Genomic DNA, 20,338 nt, shown 5'->3' with positions numbered 1-20,338 from the left:
GATGCTACAATTCTTTTCTGAAGATCTCGTCAATTTGCTCTCGATCATAATCGAGAATCCATTCATTGAACTTGTGATATAGAAAAGCGATATCCTCTTTACGGGACGCGACAATATCGATCCCCCGGTTATCATACATATGGAACACAGTACGGCGGTCAGGATCAATGAAATATACCCGGTCAACCACAGATTCTTTCTTTTCCGAAAACCCGCCGATCGATCCGAGCAGCGACATACAGTCTACATCCGAAGCGGTGCAGCGAACGCCGTACATGATGGAATAACCTGTTAGCTCGTTTGTATCTTCATCCAGCGCCGGTTCTTTATAGATTTCTTCAATTGCTTGCTGTAATTGGTCACTTAAAAAGGTCGAGGTGAAGTCCACCATACCTGCCACCGCCCATTCCATCGGCTCTACAGGTTCATACGAACCCACCACGATGTACATGGTCTGGTCCGGCTGAAACAGCGCTTGGAATAACGTAATTGCCCTTTCTTTCACAATGGCAAAATAGGTCTGATCATCGATCGAGGAATCCGATAGCCCCGCTTCAAAACGAATGCCAACCTCAGCGTTATAAAAGACCGGAGGTTCCAGCACAACTCCCGTCAATTGCTGTTCGATAAATGCTTTTATGGACATGTCCTGCTTCCCCCTCAGCCTCAGCTTCCTATTAATTGTAAACGAAGCAAGCCATAGCCTCCACACTTTTCGCCAAAAAAGTATTATGCCGCCTCATAAGGACAGCGACATATGCGTCATTCATGAACATTCACCGATTAGGGCATCATTTGGTCATGACCAAGCATTTTCCAGTTGCGGAACATGGTTTTATTTGTTAAGATAACTGACGAACGTTCGTTAATTATTTGGGGGCGGTAAGCATGAAAAGTGATGAAATTAAGGAGGCAGCACTTAAGTACTTCACCATCCATGGTTATGAAGGGGCATCCTTATCCCAGATTGCCGATGAAGTAGGCATGAAGAAACAGTCGATTTACGCCCATTTTAAAGGAAAAGACGATTTATTTATGCAAGTGTTGCGGGATGCCAAGGAGACCGAGCTATCTTCTAAGCTTGATTATTTCAGCGAGCTTGACGCGCAGCATCCGGAGAAGGATCTGTACGGATTTCTGAAGCTGACCATTGATTTGTTCCAGAAGAATGAGCAATTAAAGTTTTGGCTGCGCATGTCGTTTTTCCCCCCTGCTCATCTGGTGAAAGATGTCAGCGAGGAAGTCTTGGATATTGAAGATCAAGTTCAAGCAATTCTGGAAAACAAATTCTTGGAATGGCTTAAAACGGATGCCATTGTCGGCATAAATGCCAAGTCCGTGACTATGGCTTTCACAGGAGTCGTGGATACGATCTTAATCGAGCTTGTATACGGCAATGATGAGCAGCGGCTGAAGGATAAGCTGGAGGCTTGCTGGTCTGTATTTTGGCGAGGCATTTCACATCACTGATTCTGACACAATGAGGTAGAGAAAGATGAAGAAGAGTATCCATCAACAAAAAGCAGTCTTAATCATACTGCTCAGCAACATTTTTATCGCATTTCTAGGTATTGGGCTTGTCATACCCGTCATGCCGTCCATTATGACGACGATGGATTTGTCGGGCAAAACAATGGGCTACTTGGTTGCCGTATTCGCAGTCGCACAACTCCTGATGTCGCCGATCGCCGGACGTTGGGTTGACCGTATCGGCCGCAAAAAAATGATCGTCATCGGCTTATTCATATTCGGCGTTTCGGAACTGATATTTGGTTTAGGCACTCATGTCTATTTGTTATACATTTCAAGGGTTCTTGGAGGTATTAGCGCCGCATTCATCATGCCAGCCGTTACGGCATACATTGCGGATGTGACGACTATCGAAGACCGTCCGCAAGCGATGGGCTACTTGTCCGCAGCCATCAGCACCGGATTCATCATAGGTCCCGGCATTGGCGGCTTCATTGCGGAATACGGAATTCGTCTGCCGTTCTTTTTTGCGGCGGGAATTGCGTTCCTGGCTTGTATCATGTCATTCTTCATCTTGAAGGAGACACTCACCAAAGAGCAGATTGCAGAATACTCGACTCAGGCTAATCAATCCAGCTTTCTGGGCGATATGAGAAGATCGCTGAAGCCGGTTTTCTTTATCGCATTTCTAATCGTATTTGTACTCGCCTTCGGCTTGTCCGCTTATGAAACGATCTTCAGCCTGTTCTCAGATCACAAGTTCGGCTTCTCGCCTAAGGATATCGCTGCCATCATTACAATAAGCGCAATCTTCGGCGTCGTTGTACAAGTCTTCATGTTCGGCAAGATGGTCGAGAAATTGGGTGAAAAGAAACTGATCCAGCTCTGCCTGATCGCAGGCGTTATCCTGGCGGTGCTGTCCACGATGGTGTCCGGTTTCTGGATGGTGCTAGGTGTGACGTGTCTGATCTTCCTCGCCTTCGACTTGCTGCGCCCGGCATTGACATCCTACTTGTCCAAGGCAGCTGGCAAAGAGCAAGGCTATGTCGCAGGTATGAACTCCACGTACACGAGCCTCGGCAACATCGTCGGCCCGGCTATGGGCGGATTGCTGTTCGATATCAATATCAACTATCCGTATCTCTTCTCCGCTGTCGTGATGTTCGTCGGTCTGGCGATAACTGTATGGTGGAAGGAAAAACAGATGTCTGCGGGATTTGCGGAGTAAAGCTTGTGGGGGGTTGCCTTTTGGGACAGCTTCAGGTGAATAGATGAAGCCTTCCTTTGGATGCATACAGCGCATTCGAAGGAAGGCTTTTTGTATATCCTTATTATTGAGGACTGCCCGACTCCTGCCCAACGACTTGTTCCGTTGCTATCCTGAATTGTGTAATGGAACCAACCAGGTCGGTAATCTCGTCTTTGGACATTCCTTTGGTATCGATCTGAAACGCTCCCGATATCTTTTGTGATTCATTGCTTTTCACAGGGGTATTCACTTCTAATGTAATATTACGCTCGACTAACCGTTCCAAAATCTCCTTCGAAATAACGGGTGTCACCGATAAGACGACTACTGATTTCCCGAGCCTGTTCCACACATCAAAAGAATACGACACTCGCGTAATGTCTGGATTATCGCCGCCTAGCGAGGTGGAAATCATGTTAACGACAATGCCATCTTCAACAACCTTATCTTTCTCTCCCGAATTCGTGCAGCCGATCAAAGCTGCGAACATCAATAGACATACAAAAACAAACGCAAGTTTCCTCGTCACTTTATTACGACTCCTTCCTTTCTTGATGATTTGTTGCAAGCAACCTCAGAAGCTCGGGCAGTTCTTTGATCACACCATATGCCGTGCCATCAGCAGGCACGGGCTTCCCCATCTCATTGAGCCATAAAGCTTTGATTCCCAATTTAGCAGGGCCTGCCACATCGTTCCTCCAATTATCGCCGACAAATAGGGTTTCATGAGGCTCCACGGAGAAGTAATCTAGAGCTGATTGATAGATGAGCGGGTGGGGCTTCTCAACCCCGATTTGTTCGGAGATGAAGATGCTCTCTTTTGGGAAAAACACATCATATCCTAATGCCTCGATCTTATTGTACTGCCAGCTGGCCGTCCCGTTGGTTACAATACCTAGATGATAGCTGCCGCATAATAGTTGCAAGGTTTTTGTAATTTCCTCGTTCGGCTTGATATGAATTCTGCTGAATGTCTTGTATCGATCTTCAAAAGTGAGCGCGAATTCTGGAGCAATCTCCCTGCCATGGTCTCGCAATGTACGGGTAATTCTCTCGACTCGATATTGTTCCACCGTAATTTCCTGCCGCAGATACAACTGCTCCAGATCCAAATCGTGCTTCCTGTATGCTTCAAATAGCTCATCGATATTCAAGTCCCTGGTTTCCCGAAAATAACGAAAAGCATCCTTCGCGCTCGCTTCCCAATAATCACGGAAGTAGACTAGCGTATCGTCCAAATCAAATAATACCAGTTGGAAGTTACTCATTAACATACTCCGATCTTTTTTCATACTAAATTGTGGATATAATTGTCAATCACTCAAACCCAATATATCATTCCTTTTGTGCTAAGCATAGCTAATTAAAAGCTATCGTTTTTTCCGAGGGCTTTCGTTCATTCTACATCGATATGGATTGCTCGAAACTCATTATTTTGGATATAGCAAACCATCATAAATCAGCTAGGATAGACTCATAACTATAAAATTTATGTATTCATTTAGCAGAAGAAAGGAAGCCACTCCCTATGAAACCCATGATTCATGCACAAAGAAACTGCGAGGATCAGGAAAAGATCGACCTTTTCTTGACGAATACGCGTACTGGCTTATTAGGCTTGGCAGACGGACCCCAACCGTACGTCGTGCCTTTGAATTACGTCTGGTGGAACAAATGTATTTACTTTCATGGGCTAAGCAGCGGCAGAAAGATTTCCGTTATCCGGCAAAATCATAACGCTTGTTTTACTGTATTCGAAGAATATGGAACCGTAACAGATCCCGTCCCAGCCAAAACAGATACGGCTTACATGAGCGTCATGCTATTCGGAATTGTGGAAAAGGTGGATCAATTGGATGATTCGACAAGTGTTCTTCAACAATTTTTGAACAAGTATGTACCCGGTTATTATGACCGCCCGTTATCGAAGGTTCATGTCGATAAATACCGCTCCTCGCTTGATCATCAAGCCGTATCGGTATATCGCCTGCGGCCGCACACCATAACAGCGAAAGAAAATCCGGTAGACGAGCAAAACATGTTTGATTCGGGAAGATCGGTTTCCAATTGCCCGGCACACTAAATTTCAGAGGCAATCCGTTTGATCTTGCTTACAAATTGCAGAAGAGGCACTCTATGTGATAGGATTCGTACAATCTATCATTTACACGAGTTCCATTGGAGGGGGTAGCCCAATGCTATCATTCAACCGTGACGACAACCGTCCTATATGGCAGCAATTGCTGGATCAAGCTATCCATAACATTAAGACGGGAAAGTGGCCGCCAGGCGAGCTGCTGATTCCTTCTCGCGAGCTTGCCCAGCTGGTAGGAGTGTCACGCTCGACGATCCAGATTGTATACGAGGAATTATATAGCCGTGGATATACGATCACTTCGCGTCGGGGCGGTACAAGAGTGAGTGATTGGACGTTCCGTCCTCATTCCTCCGAGTCCGTCACTCCTCAGGGGCCGCTTCAACCCGAGTTGCCTGCTTTAAATGCAACTGCAAGCCACTTGCAGAGCTGGCTCCGCGGCAAAGAGAATACCTATGCTGATATTGACTTCAACCCTCATGAGCCTTATTTGGATGACCAATTCCATAAGCAATGGCGGCAATCCTATATACAAGCCTCGTCCGTACCTGACTTGACTCAATGGTCATATGGCAACGCCTACGGTTATGAGCCGCTGCGCGAGCAAATTCAAAGCTACTTGTCGCTTGCGCGTGGCGTCCATGTACAGATCGACCAAATCCTATTAACTTCAGGGGCTCAGCATAGTCTTGATCTAATCGCTCAAGCGCTCTTACAAGAAGGCGATACGGTTTCAGTAGAAGATCCCGGCTTTCCTGCTGCCTGGATGGCGATGAAGTACCGGGGCATGGAGGTCAATCCCGTACCTGTCGATGAGCATGGTCTGCAAGTTGATCATATTGACCCCAGTTCCAAGCTGGTCTTTGTTACCCCGTCGCATCAATGTGCGACGGGTGTCATTATGTCGGAACCGCGCAGGCAGCAATTACTTCATCTGGCGGCACAACGCCCTTTTTGGATTATTGAGGATGATTATGACAGCGAATTCCGCTATCGTGGCGATCCGCTTCCGACTTTGTTCAGCCAGTTGCCGCAAAATACGCTGTACATGATGAGTTTTTCCAAGATGGTCGCCCCCGGTGTTCGGCTATCCGCGATTGTTGGTCCTAAGGCGGCCATTCGCCAAATTGCCCAAGTACAGGAGCTGGTGTATCGGCATCTTCCGATTATGGAGCAAGTTACACTTGCTCATTTTATCGAGCACGGCCACTTTATTCGTCACATGCGCAGAGTCCGTAATGTATACCGGCGCCGGCATGAAGCGATGACGAAAGCAATCGCCGCAACCGATCTGGGTCAACGCTTTACGCTAAGCGGCGTAGAAACGGGGCTGCACATGCTGCTTGAAACCGAGGCGTCCTTCGACGAAGAAGCTGTCGCGAATCAAGCGCTCCAGCATGGGGTTCGGGTTTATCCGCTTAGCACGTATTGCCTGGAAAGCAATCGCAAGGGATGGGTGCTGGGTTTTGCCAAAGTAGATGAAGCCGCCATAGAAGAAGGCATTTATCGCCTCTCGGAGATGCTTTAAGTAAGCAAACTTGCCCGATTAAGATTTCTGGCCAGCCTGATAAGAATCATCCGCATCATATGACTTTCTCCGAAATTGCCCATGCATCCATGCGTGGGCTATTAAGCCTGCCATCAATCCCCAAAATGCGCCTCCGACTCCTAGTAAGGTAACATTGGCTGCTGTCGCCAAAAAAGTAATAAGTGCGGTCTCGCGGCCTTTGGGGTCCGTCAAAGCATTAGCCAAGCTTCCCCCTATTGTGCCGAGCAGCGCCAGCCCTGCCAACGTCGCAATAAATGTGGCGGGCAGGATGAGGAATAGTGCGGCCAGCGTAACCCCAAAAACCCCAACGATGATATAAAAGATTCCACAGGCAATCCCGGCAAGGTAACGTTTTTCCGAATTTTCATGTGCATCCTTCCCTGTACAAATCGCTGCCGTAATGGCCGCTACATTAAAAGCATGCGAACCAAATGGCGCTGCAAGGAGCGAACCCAAACCTGTTACGGTCAGAATGGGATTGGCGCTTGTCTTGAATCCGTCGTTCCGCAGCACAAGCATGCCAGGCATATACTGTCCCGTCAATGTTATGATGAACAGAGGCAATGCCACGCCTAATAACGCATGCCAAGAAAATTCCGGAACAACAAATACCGGTGAAGCCGCGGCAAGCTTGATACTGCTGAAATCAGCTTTTCCCGTAGTAATCAAATAAACTAACCCGATTGCTAATATGCCTATGATCGCATACCGGGATGTAAAACGCCGCAGTACGATATACGCAGCAAACAATATCACGACCAGCGTAGGATCAACCTCAACGCCGCCAAAAGCCGAGATCCCGAATTGGAGCAAAATACCTGCCAGCAATCCGGATGCAATGCCAGGCGGGATCATTCGCACGAAGCGTTCGAACATCCCGGATAATCCCAACAGGATAAACCCCAGAGCGGAGATCATATATGCGCCAATGGCTTCCGCATAAGGGGTTACCGCAAGTGCCGAGACGAGAAAAGCGACCCCTGGCGTTGACCACGCCGTAATAATCGGCGCCCTGTAACGGTAGCTGAGCCATATGCCGGTTATTCCTACCCCAATGGATATCGACCATATCCATGAAGCGGTCATTTCAGGGCTCAACCCTGCGACTTTCGCCGCCTGAAATACGAGGATAAAGGTTCCGCCATAGTTGACTACGACCGATATTAAAGCCGCGATCGTAGGCGATATGAAATCGCGGCCGCGCAGCGAAGGGAATCTTGTGTCCATCAGCGTTCTCCTGCCTCTCCTCTATTCATCCTCGCGTGCTTCTTCATTCCAGTAATACCCGTCCGGCAGATAGCGCTGCCCGAATACGTTTGTACCTACTCGAATGATCGTGGCACCTTCTTCTATAGCCACCCTATAATCACCGGACATCCCCATGGAGAGAATATCCATATCTACTCGCGGAATCTCTTTATTCTTGATTTGCATCTGAATTTGCTTTAATAATCGGAAGCAGTGCCGAGTCTCGTCACTGCTCGCGCCAAGCTTTCCAATCGTCATCAAGCCTTTGATATTCAGTGTTTCAAATTGGGACAGTTGTTCCACCAGTTCTAGTGCCGCTTCCGGCAAAACGCCAAACTTGCTTTCTTCATATGACGTGTTGATTTGCACTAGAATATCCATGGCCTTATTCTCGTTCTGCAGCTGCTGATGCAACGCCTGGCCTAACTTCAAACGGTCTACCGAATGGATGAGCGTTACATATTTGATTACATCCTTAACCTTATTCGTCTGCAAGTGGCAAATAAAATGCCATTCCACCTGTTCGTATTGCTGCATAAGCGGAAATTTGCTTCGCAGCTCCTGAGCTTTATTTTCCCCGAATAACGTTTCACCCGCTTGCATGGCCCTTTCCAGTTTCTCAATCGGTACTGTTTTGGTCGCCAGCAACAATTTCACTTCATCTATGTTGCGCCCTGATGCGAGACAAGCCAGTTCCATCTGTCGCCTGATTGTTTCGAGATTCTTTTCTACTAAAGCATCCATATCCATTCCACCTCCAAATAAGGCTAATCAAAGTTGATCTCTCGTACACGCTTAATTGCAGAGAGCGCGCTTAGGGCCTCCATCACTTGCTCGGGTACTTTCTTATCCACTTTCAATATCATGACCGCCGAACCGCCAATCTCGGTACGGCCAACCTGCATCGTAGCAATATTAACGCCGCTTTCTCCAAGCAACATGCCGACTCGCCCAATGATTCCTGGCTGGTCAAGCTGTGAGATTAACAGGATGTACCCTTCCGTTTTGAGCTCTACCGGATAAGGCCCTATGCGAATGAGACGTTCGCCGACGCCAGCCAATACCGTCCCCGTTACCCATCTTTCTTCTATCGTAGTCTTTAATCGAATCGTAATTTCATCGGCCATGCCTTGGGCAATCATGGATTTGCGTGTCTTGACCTGGACGCCCCGCTCCTTCGCCCTATATAAGGCATTAACGATATTGACTTGTTCCGGGCCGAGATGATGAGACAATATCCCTTTGAGCACATAGGGTACAAGTGGCGCAATATCAGTGTCTGTTAACCCTCCCGCGCATTCAATCGACACTTCCCTCACAGCGCCATCAGTCATTTGAGCCAGCGACTTTCCCAGTTGGTCGCACAAGGTAAAGTAGGGCTGCAGCCTGTTACGAAGCCCGGCCGGAATGGCAGGCATATTAACCGCATGCTGAACCGGTTCGTTACGCAAACAGCGGATAACCTGCTTCGATACTGCTACAGCTACGTTCTCCTGGGCTTCAATCGTAGATGCGCCCAAGTGCGGGGTAACAATGATATTGGGATGAGTAAAAAAGGGATGACTCGGCTCCGGTGGTTCCTTCTCAAACACGTCAAAAGCAGCGCCGGCCACAATCCCTTCATCTAGCGCTTCGAGCAGGGCGGCTTCATCGACAATTCCCCCTCGGGCGCAGTTAATCACACGCATTCCCCGCTTCATTATGCTGAATTGCCGCTTCCCGATCATATGATGCGTGTCGCTCGTCAGCGGCGTATGCACCGTAATGAAGTCCGCTGCTCGCATAATCTCATCAATTGTCATAAGCTTGATCCCCAGTTCATCCGCCTTTTCTTCTGTCAGAAAGGGATCATAGCCAATTATGGTCATACCGAACGCCGCGGCGCGCCTTGCTACTTCGATTCCGATACGGCCGAGCCCCAGCACGCCAAGAACCTTGCCTCGCAGTTCAACGCCAAGAAAGGATTTGCGATCCCATGCCCCGGCAACGGTTGTCGAATAGGCTTGCGGGATATGCCGAGCCAATGCCATCATCATGGCAAAGGTGTGCTCGCATGTCGTAACTGTATTGCCATCCGGAGCATTAACCACTACCATTCCCCGGATCGTTGCGGCATCCAGGTCAATATTGTCAACGCCGACTCCCGCCCGGCCTATAACCTTCAATCGGACCGCAGCTTCCAAGATGCGACTAGTAACTTGGGTATGGGAACGGACGAGCAGCGCGTCATACGCACCGATGATGGCTATAAGCTCGTCCTCGCTCAATCCCGTCTTCTTCGTCACTTCCACATCCGCCGCACAAGTCAGCTGCTGTAGACCAAAATCGCTAATCGGATCTGATACTAAAACCTTATACATGGAACATCCTCCTTCTTTTCCGAGCACTTAACCAGAGGCTGAGCGGAGGCAAAAGTCAAATAGCCCACTCAACCAGTCATACCTTGTCGGAGTTCCCTGCTAGTTTATCAAGAGTTGGATTGGAAATGGATATCCAAACTTATCGTTATGATGCAATCCAAAAAGCAGGTGAAAGTAAAAAAAGAAGACACTTGTGCAGTGTCTTCTCTGTTATTTGATTAACTTTTCGGTTTTGAGCTGAACAAACCTACACCTTTTTTGAATAGCTCTCTAATTTGAAGTCTTCTATGATTTCAATATTTCTTCGGCTACTTATGTATTCCACAATTTCTTTTCTTATGTTTGGAAATAAAATGATGCTATCGAGCGTTTCTAAAGGAACCCACTTAATATCCGATTGACTCGAATCGGGATAATCAGGGAGTCTAGGATCAGCTCCCTTTTTTAGCGTACATTCAAATATCAAATTTAATGTGTGAGGGGCATCAGGATAATCGCCTGACTGTTTGTGTGATGCACATTCGTATACAAATGCAAGCGGTCCTACTTCTACCTCAGCCGCTGTCTCCTCATAGACTTCCCGCTTCACACCTTCGATTATGGTTTCACCTGGTTCGGCCCCGCCACCAGGCAAATTATAATGAATCCCCTTGTCGTCTTTATATTCTACTAGCAAGATGCAGTTATCTTTTATGACTAATGCAGTAGGTCTGACTCTTATGTGGTAGGACATTGGGCACCTCGCTTTTTTATCTTTTTAGAATGGATGATTTCTAAAACACAGTGATGAAAAGTGTCACTCAAATAAAAGAAATGTTTTCGACGACACTTAGCGTGTCCATAGCTATAATCGCCGACATGTTCAGCTTGATCACTATCATAATCCAGAAGAATATTAAAGCTGTTCTCGCTTTTGGTATAAACAGTTTAATTTTAGTTCTAATCCTTTTTGTCATTTTCAATATCATCAAAAGCTACTCTTTATTAGAGTAACCCTCATTCTAATTACAATAAATAACTCCCCTTACAGCTCACCGAATATCATCCACGTTAAAAACAACTCATAATAATTTAATAGCAGATAAAGCACAGAAGCATATAAGATCCCTGAAAGGAATGCCGTTCGATCCCTCCATGGCCTCAAAAAGATCAGTCCAGCCATAATCTGAGCCATCAAAATTAAAGAGCGTATGGATTCTTCCATCGGCGCAGACTTGCTGAGCGAGTCGATCAGTTGTTTAATCAAACCGTCGTTCCCGTAATCTAGCACCAATAAAAACCCCAGAATCAGCGGGATATATAAGGCGATCATCATCCTCCAAGCTGCATTCATTGTGGGAAGCTTTATTTTTCCTATCGCTAAAATCAACGCGCATACAAAAGTGAATAGCAACTGCATGATGACAATACGCAAAAATGAACTGGCAAACCATTCATTTGAAAAATCAGAATCTATGAAATAATGAACCCCTATCAGAATAAAATAACCAAACATCAAAGACAAAAATAACGATAGCCATATCCTGATCAGCTTGCCAAAATACAACTTGGGAGATGCGGCATTCTTCAAAATCATATCCTCCTCGGATTGGAGCGCTCAGATGATGTTAAAAATCATCTGAAGTATACATTTTGTTGCATACAGGGCACTTCAAAAAGTATGTTCTTTTATAGTTCTTCGAAAAAGAGTATGTTCCCATGTTATTTGACCAACCTTCACCTAGAAAATCATCTTTAGAATCTCTTTTCAATCTCGAATCGCAATCCACACAGTGGTGTTTCTTGAAAAAATAATGCTTTAATTGTTTAATGGTAAGCTCAGCTGTATATGATCTGCCTTTCAAGATTTTAGTTGTAATTAACACCAACATTAATATGACGAAAAAACCCATAATAGATATAAATGTGAAACTGAAATCCTCCACCTATTCATTCTCCTTTGAATCGTTTAACTACAGCCAGTTATCGTATAAAATACCCGTTAATAGCAGCATATAATTTAATATAAGTATGTAAAATACGGTTGAATATATAATTCCCTTTATGAAACTATTCTTGCTTTTCCAAGGTTTTATAAATATCAGACCCGTTGTAATCATAAGCATCATTTGTAAGTGAAACACAATCGATTCAATATGGTGAGACAACTTATCGGTATTCACAAGCTTGGAAAATATATCAATAGTACCATTATCAATAACTAGTAAAAAACCTGCAATTAACGGCAAGCATATTGATAATAGTAACCGCCCAATTCTATGAATCCTCGGAGTCCTTACTTTAGAAATAATAAATGCAAAAGGGAACGTAAGTACAATACTAGTTAATACATAATAAATATAAGTGATAGCCGATTCCTCAAAAAGAAATTCAGAACCCGTTAGCTCAATATAAACAATTAAAATAAGACAACCAAGCAACTGGGACAGAAATAGCGACAGCCAAATTTTGATCAACCCGAAGTATGAATCGGAAAATGCGGTATTTTTCAAAGGATAATGACCTCCTTAGAATTAAACCCTGATAACCTTTTTACCAAAGCACTCACTGTTTACATGCATCTGATATCAAAATTTGTGCTGTAGCCATCATTCAAAGCAGTAATCTGATAAATCAATTTATCGTGGTCATTCTCATTGAAGCTCACTTCGATCGTCACTTTTGAAGTACCTTTTGCAGATTGAATCGACACATCTTTATAATAGTCCATAATTTCTTCTTTAGTTAAAGTTGTTTCGAATGTTCGTTCCGCTTTAAAATCACAGTGGTCACCGTTGGCAACCTGGACACCTACTTTTGAATCTCTTGATAGCTCCTGGGTTGACGGGGGCACTGGGTAATTAAATAAATTCTTCGAGTATTTATGTAGTGTTATATTGTTTTGAATCATGTTAATGATTGGCGGTGAAATCATTGCTAATAGAAGACAGACCATTACCGCGAAAAATACCAGTATTCTTTTTTTCATCAGGCACCCCAACAATGTACTTATCCTTAAAAGCCCATTTTAAAATAACCCTCAATCATAAATGATAGTCTTTCAAACTTCATCAAATCTCGCTTCTTCAACAAGCGAATATAAAAAAGCACCCTTTTTCAGATTGTAATTATCATTAAGGACTTGATATTTCCTTGGCATTTATAAACCACTTTTTAGTTTCTCTAAGGAACTTCAGATCACAACTTATCTACAAACTTCCAAAAAACAACTGGATAATATTACAATCCCTTTTGAATATACCATGTCTTTTGACCTATGTATAGAAAATAACCCCGCCCATACTGGGCGTACCATAAAAAAAGAAACAGCCTCTACGCTGTTCCTGTTCATATTGATTCAGAGGGAATGCACCGTTACTGGTTGAATTGGTATATATACGCTATTAAAAACAAGTGCCGTCTTGTAACACGACAGACAAATCCGTCCCTTTACGTCTATAGCGTGAGAATGATTTGATTATTCCCCCTGATTATTCGGACTGTTTCCACTCGTCGAGCGCTTGCTGATGCAGACTTTGCATCATCTCCGCCCACTTTTCCATCTCCTGAAGCTTTGTGTTCCCCGTTTGGCCGGTGCTCTCCATTGCCTGACGACCCTGCTCGACAATTTTGTTAAGCTCCTGAAACCCTTGTATTCGAAGCCGTATCGCGTTCACCCAAGCCTCATCCGACAAAACAAAATAATCCGTTCGGTCCAGCGGTTTCTGGGTGATCTCCAACATGCCGATGGTAATCAGCAGGCGAATATTCGTTGAGACGCTGCTTCTGCTCACCTGCAATGTCTTGGATATGGCTTCCGCCGAAATCGGTTCGGAAGCTGTCAGAAGCAATCCCAATATTCTCCCGCCAATTCGAGGGATTCCGTAACTTTCATAATACAATCCCATTTTATCGATGAACTTTTGGATAGCTGCAGATATCTTCAACTCATTTTGCTTCTCTGACATAATGATTTCCTCTCATTCCATATTGGCTTTGGCATTAACGGGATTATGATGGTCGAGAAACGATAACAGAAGTCGGTTGAACGCTTCCGGATGATCCTGGTTGGCACAGTGCCCTGCATGATCGATCCAGTGAAATTCGCATGCCGGTTCGCGTTCTGCCCATAATGGCGCATTTTTCTTAATATTCCCGGTCTGGTCATCCACTCCGCAAACCAACAGAAACGGCCTCTGAATTCGATAGTCTTCTTCTTCATGCAGGCATGCCGTCGTCGCCAGAAATATTTTCTTAAAGTCGGTTGCACCGACCAAATGGAAGCATTCGCGCAAATACTCGCGAACACTCGCCTTGACCGAGCTGGCACGAGCACTTTGTTCGACCATCGTGTTCCATGGATAGATGGACAAGAGAAAAGGTGTCATGCCGATAAGCAGCTTTTCCATGAACGAGAGTTTCATTGTGTTGCAGGTGCAATCGATCAGAATCAGGTTTTCCACTCTGTCGGGGTGATAGAAGGCGATCTCTTGCGCCGTATTCCCGCCCATGGATTGACCGATAAAAGTAGCTCGTTCTATGCCTTCCTTGTTCATAATAACCAACATGTCCTCGACCAGCAATTGAATGCTAAAGTCTGCTCCGATCGGTCTGGATTGTCCATGCCCTCTGGCATCCCACAACAGCACGCCGTATCTGTCATCGAGGGCTTGAAGCTGTTCGTTGAACATCAGGTGGTCCGCTCCCGCGCCATGCATAAATATTAACCACGGGCCGTGATGTTCAGGAGTAATCCAGTAATGGATCGTACAGCCATCCTTCCCTATCGTTCGAAGTTCCAGCGTCATTGTCGTTCCCCCTTTAATACATTTCTCTGATTTCAGTATATACTGAAATCAGCGAAAGAACAATGCGCCCGCTATTGCGCCCCTATTTACCATAAATCCACATCATCCAACATTTTACTCTCCCAAAATATAGCGTGCTCTCCTGCCCCTCATTATCTCTTCTTCATATAAAACTCACTTTTTTTCTATTGAACTATGTTACTAGACATTGTACATTAATATTAATCTGGAAATGATTAGTTAAACCACTGCAATCCCATGCCTGACACCTCAGTCACATTCTTTCCTTACTGTATTCCCCTTTCATGACTTGTATCCGATCAATCACCGTATCTCACTAGCTGCGTTTCGACATCAAACATCCTTTTTCCCATTTTGGTAAAACAAACGTTTCTTCAAGTATGGATAAAATCAGGGGGCTAATCGAACATGCCAAACAAAACGATGGAAAGCTACTGGCTTCAGGAGCTTGAAGAGCCGTTGCCAAGACTGGAGCTGCCTACCGACAAGTTGCCGGAAAAGATTCGATCTGAAAAAGGCAGTGTAGTTGCAACAAATGTAGGAATGGATCGAATGGAGCGTGTGGAAGCGTACGTGCTGCAGCAGCATGTGGATAAGCAGACGCTGCTTTTGTCTTGCCAAATCGCTTTGCTTCACAAGCTAACTGGCGATCATGACATCATCGTTGGTATCAAGTCTGAGGTGGATAATCATTCGAACGGATCGCTGTCGAACCTGCCCGGGCTTCCTATAAGGGTTAGCTTCCATGAGGGAATAGGCTTCTCTGGCTTGCTGCGGCAAGTGGAGGGAAAATGCTCACTTGGACTTCGCAACAGCCAGTTTCTGTATGAGGAGCTTGCATCCAAGTTTGATCTTAAGCAATCGGGCCTGGAGAACGCGCTGTATTCGTCCATGTTCCGATATATAGATTCTTCCTTCTCTCAAAATACCGCTGGTGACACTTCTTTGCCGCTAGTATGGCAAATCCGCATGTACGATGACGATGCTGAACTACAGCTTGTATATGATCCTTCCTTATTTCGGGCGGAGACGATCGAGGCTTATATGCGTTACTACTTCCATATTATCGATCAGGTGCTGGACAAACCCCAGTTAGAGTTAGCTTCTATCGGTTTGCTCACTGAACAAGATATTAAAGAATCGCTGCTGGCTTCCTCTGTACTACAAACGGACAACGATACGGATCGTCTGATGGCGCATGAGCAATTCGAGCGGCAAGCTTACCTTACCCCTGAGGCCCCGGCCTTAATATTTGAACAAAAGACGATGTCCTATAGGGAACTGAATGCCCGTGCTAATAGGCTTGCCCGTACCTTGCGTGCCGACGGAGTGGCGCCTGATGAGATCGTAGTGCTTATGGCCGATCGCTCACCTGAATTGCTTATTGGCCTATTGGCCGTGCTGAAAGCGGGCGCTGCTTATCTGGCTATTGATCCGACCTTCCCAGAGGATAGAAAGCAATTCATGCTGGAGGACAGCGGCTGCCGCTACCTGCTCCTGCAGCGTGAGCTTCAAGGAGATATCAATGCGCAGCGAATTTGGTATCTCGACGAGGAATCCAGTTATGATGAGGATCACCGCGATCTTGAGCCTGTATCCGATATGGATAATCTTGCCTATATCATTTACACATCCGGTTCGACCGGACGGCCAAAAGGCATTATGATCGAGCATCGCGGTCTGGCGCATTTTTTCGCCGGATTTGCAGCTCAATTGCCGCTTAAGCCAGAACAACGCATCTTGGGACTTGCGACAGTGTCCTTTGACATCTTTATTGTAGAAACGTTATTGCCCCTCTCGCTCGGCATGACGATTGTGCTGGCAAGCGAAGTGGAGAAAAACGATCCTGCCCGCCTATCCTCCCTGCTGGCAGAGGCACAAGTTGATGTCTTACAACTGACCCCGTCCCGCTACAAATGGTGGTCGGCTCAAACCGGCGCCACCGAAGCCTTCAGCTCCTTAAGCTTGCTTATGATTGGCGCAGAGCCGTTAACGCCATCCATCTGGCAATCGCTAAAGGCTTGTTTGTCGCCTTCCGCCCGCCTATTCAACCTGTACGGTCCGACTGAGACAACTGTGTGGGCGTCGGCGCAAGAGGTTACGGAGGAGCAACATCCCATTACCATTGGCCGCGGCCTAGCGGGAACACCGTTCCTTGTCATGAATGCCGACGGACAGCTACAGCCGGACGGAGTGCCAGGCGAGCTGTACATCGGCGGGCCTGGACTTGGCCGGGGATATATGAATCGTCCTGATCTGACGGAGACTGCATTTGTCAGCCATCGTTATCGCAAGGGCGAGAAGCTATACCGTACCGGGGATATCGTACGCAAGCTTCATAATGGCGATTTCTTATATATCGGACGACGGGATTTCCAAGTGAAAATACGCGGCTTCCGTATTGAAATGGGCGAAATTGAGCAAGTGCTGCTTCGTTATCCAGGCATTCGCGAATCCGTCCTTCACACTGTGCCGATTGCGGGACAGGATGAGCTGGCGCTCTGCGCCTATATCGTGGCAGAGGAACAACCGGATGCAGCCGAGCTGCGACAATATCTGGCCAGCCAGCTTCCGGCCTATATGATCCCTTCCTATATGATGAGTCTGGAAGCTATTCCGCTCACCCCTACCGGGAAAGTGGATCGCAAGTCGTTGCCTGATCCGACGAAGCAGCCCGAAGGCATGCTTCAAGACTTCGCAGCTGGCGGCGAGCATGACAACGAACCGCAAAATGAGCAGGAAACTATTTTATTTGCGGTATGGGAGAAGCTTTTGGGTCACCGCGCTTTCCATCGGAACCAGCCTTTTTTTGACTCGGGCGGCAGCTCCATCATGATCATTCGGGTATGCAGCCAATTGGAGCAAGAAGGCTGGAAGCTGAAGGTGGAAGACTTGTTCCGGCATCAGACCATTGCCGGAACCGCTCCACTCATGAAGAGAACGAATTCGGAGCATCAGGAGTGGAGTCTGTTCTCAGGCACGATTGAAGGAAAGGTGGAGCTGATTCATGGGCAGCAAGCATATCTGGCGAAGGCCCGCTCTAGCACAAGCGGAAGAGTATATGACTATAACATCGTTTACCGTCCTGAAGGTTTTGAAGAGAGATTGCTGAGGCTTGCTCTATCACGTGTGATGGAGTGGCACGACGCTCTTCGCATCGGTTATTTTCCGAAAGGCGATGAAATCATTCAATATAATCAGGGAATGTTCGCGCCGGTATTCAAGTTCGAGCAAAGCGAGCTGCCGAAGGATCAGCCCATTATCCCTTATTTGGAGCAGATGATGAAGGAAACTGACTGCCGGAGGAACAGATTTTCCGACTGGCGTCTTGAGGCGCATTGGTGCAAGGGAGTTGCGGGTGATTATTTGGCCCTCATGGGTGACCCGCTTGTGCTGGATGCCTCCTCCTGGAATATCTTATTGGAGGATTTAAGGTCAGCCTACCAACAGGCAGAAGCTGCAATAGATATTCGCCTGCCTGCCAAAACAAACTCGTTCCAGCTTTATGCCCAATTAATGAAGGAACAGGAAGCCACGCGTGGCGGACAGCATCAGCTTGACAGGTTGAATCATACCGCAATGCATAGATGCACCGTTAGTCTGGGAGCGGATTTGACGGAGATCCTCCTCACCTCTTTCACCGATGAGAACGACGAATGGTTTGTGGAAAATATATTGGCGCATACCTTGCTCCAAGCCCTTGCTGAAGAGTGGCGTAATGAGCAGGCCCATATCAGGCTGGATGGCAGAAGCATAACCATACCGGGGCTGACTTACAGCCGGACGATCGGCAGAATGGATCAGACGTTGACGGTTGCGCTGAGCCAATATGCTTTTGAACCGGATCGACCTATTCAGGAATTTGGCTCTGCAGGTGATAAGACCTCTGTGGATGATGACATTGCTCCCCCAACTCGTCTCCTCGTTCGGATGGACAAGCTGGCAGCTACTACGCCAGAGCTGGAAAGCATTCATCATTACCTGCAGCCTACAGGACACTATGAGATCGAAGGCTCCTTCGGCAAGTCCGGGGCGGAGCTATATGTAGCGTTCGATTATGAGAATAGCGAGGATTCAGCTAAAATAAGATTGCTTGCGGACAGAGTGCTTGGACTGATGCAGGACGTTGCCAGCTGGTGCAAGTAAACCGCATTAGTAGATAGACGAATAGCCGCCTGTTCGTGCAGGCGGCTTTCAGTGTTAAGCGTCACGCTAAGACGATAGTTACATTATGCAGGCAGGAGCAGTTCCGTATGCCGCTTCAGTTGGTCCATCAGCTTGGGGATCAGCTCTAGCTCCATTTCCCGCATACGCTCCAGATTTTGCTTGATGCGTTCATTCACCCCCGGGATTCCCTTCACGACATGCTCGGCATAGAGGTTGCGGGATTGACGGGCCAGCTCCTCCAGTTCAAGAAATTCAAGAAGCATGCCTTCGTCTTGCGGAAGATTGTTTTCTTTTTGCAAGTAGGCGACGCGGTTTCTGAGCATTTTCTTATGCTCCCAGAGCAGATGAAGCTGCCGTGGCGGATTCGCCCGCACAAGGGATTCGGGATGAAGGTTTAAGATGTGGAAATGCTCGATCAAGTGGTCATAGCAGGCGATCCCGAAGGTCAGAAATTCTTTATCAGGCGAGAAGTAGCGATTCTGGTCATTGTTGCTGCTTTCGGAACGCAAGTATTCCCCAAGCTGCTCATAGATTAAGCGGATGTTCAAGGAGTAGACAAAGTGAGGCAGCAGCGAGAAGAAGTAGTTGTATTGGTCGTAGATGGCATTGTTTTTCAAATAGTTGTCGATGGAGTGAAAAGCCTGTTCCAGTTCGTCAAAGGTTGTCTCGTGGTAGCCTAGCAGCAGGTCTTTGCCGAAGCCGTAGGTGTGATAGATTTGGCGATCCTCGTCATAGCCGTAAATAAGCACATGATGGGGAAATGGGTAAGCGTGGTACGCGGTGGTGTAGGAGATGTGGTATTCATCAAGAAATAATACGGGATAGACGCCCTCCTGAATCTTTTTGATCAAGAATGGATGAAGCTTATCCTTGAAAATCTCATAAAGCATAGGTGTATCAAGCGTACTGGATAATAGGAAGGGATTGTGATTAAGCTCGTTATTCCCTCCGCGATAAAAATCGAAAAACAATTCTTGCTTGTCCTCCAGATAATTCTTGTTGCAGCATACCTGGATAAAGTTGCTGTAAAACCAAGGATTAAAGTTCGGCATCGAGCTAGTGATGCTAAGGGTGTACGCCCAGCTCAACAGCCCATACAGCGGTGGATGGACAATTGGAAGCACATGCTTGGCCAACATGAAGAACCTCCCTGTTCGTCGGATAGGATAAAAAAGATTGTATAAAGTTGTAGTTATTATAAAAGCTATTCCTTGTTATTATATCAATTTTTCGGTTTTTTTGTAATAATTTAAACAGAAATGCAGCGATTAAATCATAATAGCGATTGCTTCCAGTATGCATATACGACAATAAGACACGTACCCTCTAAGGTAGTGTCTTGTCCTGACCGTATGTTCGAGAGAATAACCTGGCGGTCATTGCACTCGTGCA

18 protein-coding genes are annotated in these 20,338 nt (G+C 46.4%); 5 read left to right on the top strand and 13 right to left on the bottom strand.

The genetic code is table 11. The features are described 5' to 3' along the window. Positions 1 to 4: 4 nt before the first annotated feature. Complete coding sequence (locus tag AC0YNW_RS01470; RefSeq protein WP_475830479.1) at positions 5 to 646, bottom strand: DUF3885 domain-containing protein; 642 nt, start codon at positions 644 to 646, stop codon at positions 5 to 7. A gap of 242 nt (positions 647 to 888) precedes the next feature. Between AC0YNW_RS01470 and AC0YNW_RS01465 the strand changes: the two genes are divergently transcribed. Both AC0YNW_RS01465 and AC0YNW_RS01460 read left to right on the top strand, forming a co-directional pair. Next, a complete protein-coding gene (locus AC0YNW_RS01465; protein WP_475830478.1) occupies positions 889 to 1,470 on the top strand; it encodes a TetR/AcrR family transcriptional regulator in 582 nt (193 codons plus the stop codon). A 25-nt stretch (positions 1,471 to 1,495) separates the two neighbouring features. Continuing rightward, positions 1,496 to 2,698, top strand: a complete 1,203-nt coding sequence (locus tag AC0YNW_RS01460; RefSeq protein ID WP_475830477.1) for an MFS transporter — start codon at positions 1,496 to 1,498, stop codon at positions 2,696 to 2,698. Between the two features lie 103 nt (positions 2,699 to 2,801). Here AC0YNW_RS01460 and AC0YNW_RS01455 read toward each other — a convergent pair whose 3' ends face one another. Both AC0YNW_RS01455 and AC0YNW_RS01450 read right to left on the bottom strand, forming a co-directional pair. Then, positions 2,802 to 3,248: a hypothetical protein gene (locus AC0YNW_RS01455; protein WP_475830476.1), complete on the bottom strand. Its 447-nt coding sequence runs from the start codon at positions 3,246 to 3,248 to the stop codon at positions 2,802 to 2,804. Between the two features lie 4 nt (positions 3,249 to 3,252). Further along, entirely contained in the window at positions 3,253 to 3,987 is a 735-nt protein-coding gene (locus tag AC0YNW_RS01450) for an HAD family hydrolase (RefSeq protein WP_475830475.1), read from the bottom strand. 260 nt (positions 3,988 to 4,247) lie between these two features. Between AC0YNW_RS01450 and AC0YNW_RS01445 the strand changes: the two genes are divergently transcribed. Both AC0YNW_RS01445 and pdxR read left to right on the top strand, forming a co-directional pair. Then, positions 4,248 to 4,802 (top strand): pyridoxamine 5'-phosphate oxidase family protein, encoded by a 555-nt coding sequence (locus AC0YNW_RS01445; protein ID WP_475830474.1) that lies wholly within the window; start codon positions 4,248 to 4,250, stop codon positions 4,800 to 4,802. A gap of 112 nt (positions 4,803 to 4,914) precedes the next feature. Continuing rightward, positions 4,915 to 6,342, top strand: coding sequence for a MocR-like pyridoxine biosynthesis transcription factor PdxR (gene pdxR / locus AC0YNW_RS01440; RefSeq protein WP_475830473.1), 1,428 nt, complete (start codon positions 4,915 to 4,917; stop codon positions 6,340 to 6,342). 18 nt (positions 6,343 to 6,360) lie between these two features. Here the strand turns inward: pdxR and AC0YNW_RS01435 are convergent, their stop codons facing one another. The 9 genes from AC0YNW_RS01435 to AC0YNW_RS01395 all read right to left on the bottom strand — a co-directional run bounded on the left by AC0YNW_RS01435 (position 6,361) and on the right by AC0YNW_RS01395 (position 14,758). After that, on the bottom strand, positions 6,361 to 7,590 hold the full coding sequence (locus AC0YNW_RS01435; protein WP_475830472.1) for a benzoate/H(+) symporter BenE family transporter: 1,230 nt from the start codon (positions 7,588 to 7,590) through the stop codon (positions 6,361 to 6,363). Between the two features lie 21 nt (positions 7,591 to 7,611). After that, positions 7,612 to 8,355, bottom strand: coding sequence for a YggS family pyridoxal phosphate-dependent enzyme (locus AC0YNW_RS01430; RefSeq protein WP_475831248.1), 744 nt, complete (start codon positions 8,353 to 8,355; stop codon positions 7,612 to 7,614). 23 nt (positions 8,356 to 8,378) lie between these two features. Beyond that, positions 8,379 to 9,971 (bottom strand): phosphoglycerate dehydrogenase, encoded by a 1,593-nt coding sequence (gene serA / locus AC0YNW_RS01425; RefSeq protein ID WP_475830471.1) that lies wholly within the window; start codon positions 9,969 to 9,971, stop codon positions 8,379 to 8,381. A 247-nt stretch (positions 9,972 to 10,218) separates the two neighbouring features. Beyond that, positions 10,219 to 10,704 carry an NUDIX domain-containing protein gene (locus AC0YNW_RS01420; protein ID WP_475830470.1) on the bottom strand — a complete coding sequence of 162 codons (486 nt, stop codon included), beginning with the start codon at positions 10,702 to 10,704 and terminating at the stop codon, positions 10,219 to 10,221. Between the two features lie 291 nt (positions 10,705 to 10,995). After that, positions 10,996 to 11,541, bottom strand: a complete 546-nt coding sequence (locus AC0YNW_RS01415) for a hypothetical protein (protein WP_475830469.1) — start codon at positions 11,539 to 11,541, stop codon at positions 10,996 to 10,998. Between the two features lie 981 nt (positions 11,542 to 12,522). Then, a complete protein-coding gene (locus tag AC0YNW_RS01410; RefSeq protein ID WP_475830468.1) occupies positions 12,523 to 12,939 on the bottom strand; it encodes a hypothetical protein in 417 nt (138 codons plus the stop codon). A 286-nt stretch (positions 12,940 to 13,225) separates the two neighbouring features. After that, positions 13,226 to 13,312, bottom strand: coding sequence for a hypothetical protein (locus AC0YNW_RS01405; RefSeq protein WP_475831247.1), 87 nt, complete (start codon positions 13,310 to 13,312; stop codon positions 13,226 to 13,228). 129 nt (positions 13,313 to 13,441) lie between these two features. Then, positions 13,442 to 13,918 (bottom strand): GbsR/MarR family transcriptional regulator, encoded by a 477-nt coding sequence (locus tag AC0YNW_RS01400; protein ID WP_475830467.1) that lies wholly within the window; start codon positions 13,916 to 13,918, stop codon positions 13,442 to 13,444. A 12-nt stretch (positions 13,919 to 13,930) separates the two neighbouring features. After that, positions 13,931 to 14,758: an alpha/beta fold hydrolase gene (locus tag AC0YNW_RS01395; RefSeq protein ID WP_475830466.1), complete on the bottom strand. Its 828-nt coding sequence runs from the start codon at positions 14,756 to 14,758 to the stop codon at positions 13,931 to 13,933. Between the two features lie 429 nt (positions 14,759 to 15,187). Between AC0YNW_RS01395 and AC0YNW_RS01390 the strand changes: the two genes are divergently transcribed. Beyond that, a complete protein-coding gene (locus AC0YNW_RS01390; RefSeq protein ID WP_475830465.1) occupies positions 15,188 to 18,925 on the top strand; it encodes a non-ribosomal peptide synthetase in 3,738 nt (1,245 codons plus the stop codon). 83 nt (positions 18,926 to 19,008) lie between these two features. On the opposite strand, the gene AC0YNW_RS01385 is transcribed toward AC0YNW_RS01390, so the two are convergent. After that, positions 19,009 to 20,085 carry a cysteine peptidase family C39 domain-containing protein gene (locus AC0YNW_RS01385; protein WP_475830464.1) on the bottom strand — a complete coding sequence of 359 codons (1,077 nt, stop codon included), beginning with the start codon at positions 20,083 to 20,085 and terminating at the stop codon, positions 19,009 to 19,011. Positions 20,086 to 20,338 lie beyond the last annotated feature (253 nt).

Source organism: Paenibacillus sp. J31R120 (assembly GCF_056269225.1).
Note: the sequence above shows the minus strand (reverse complement) of the source record. Positions and strands in the feature narration are given on the sequence as shown.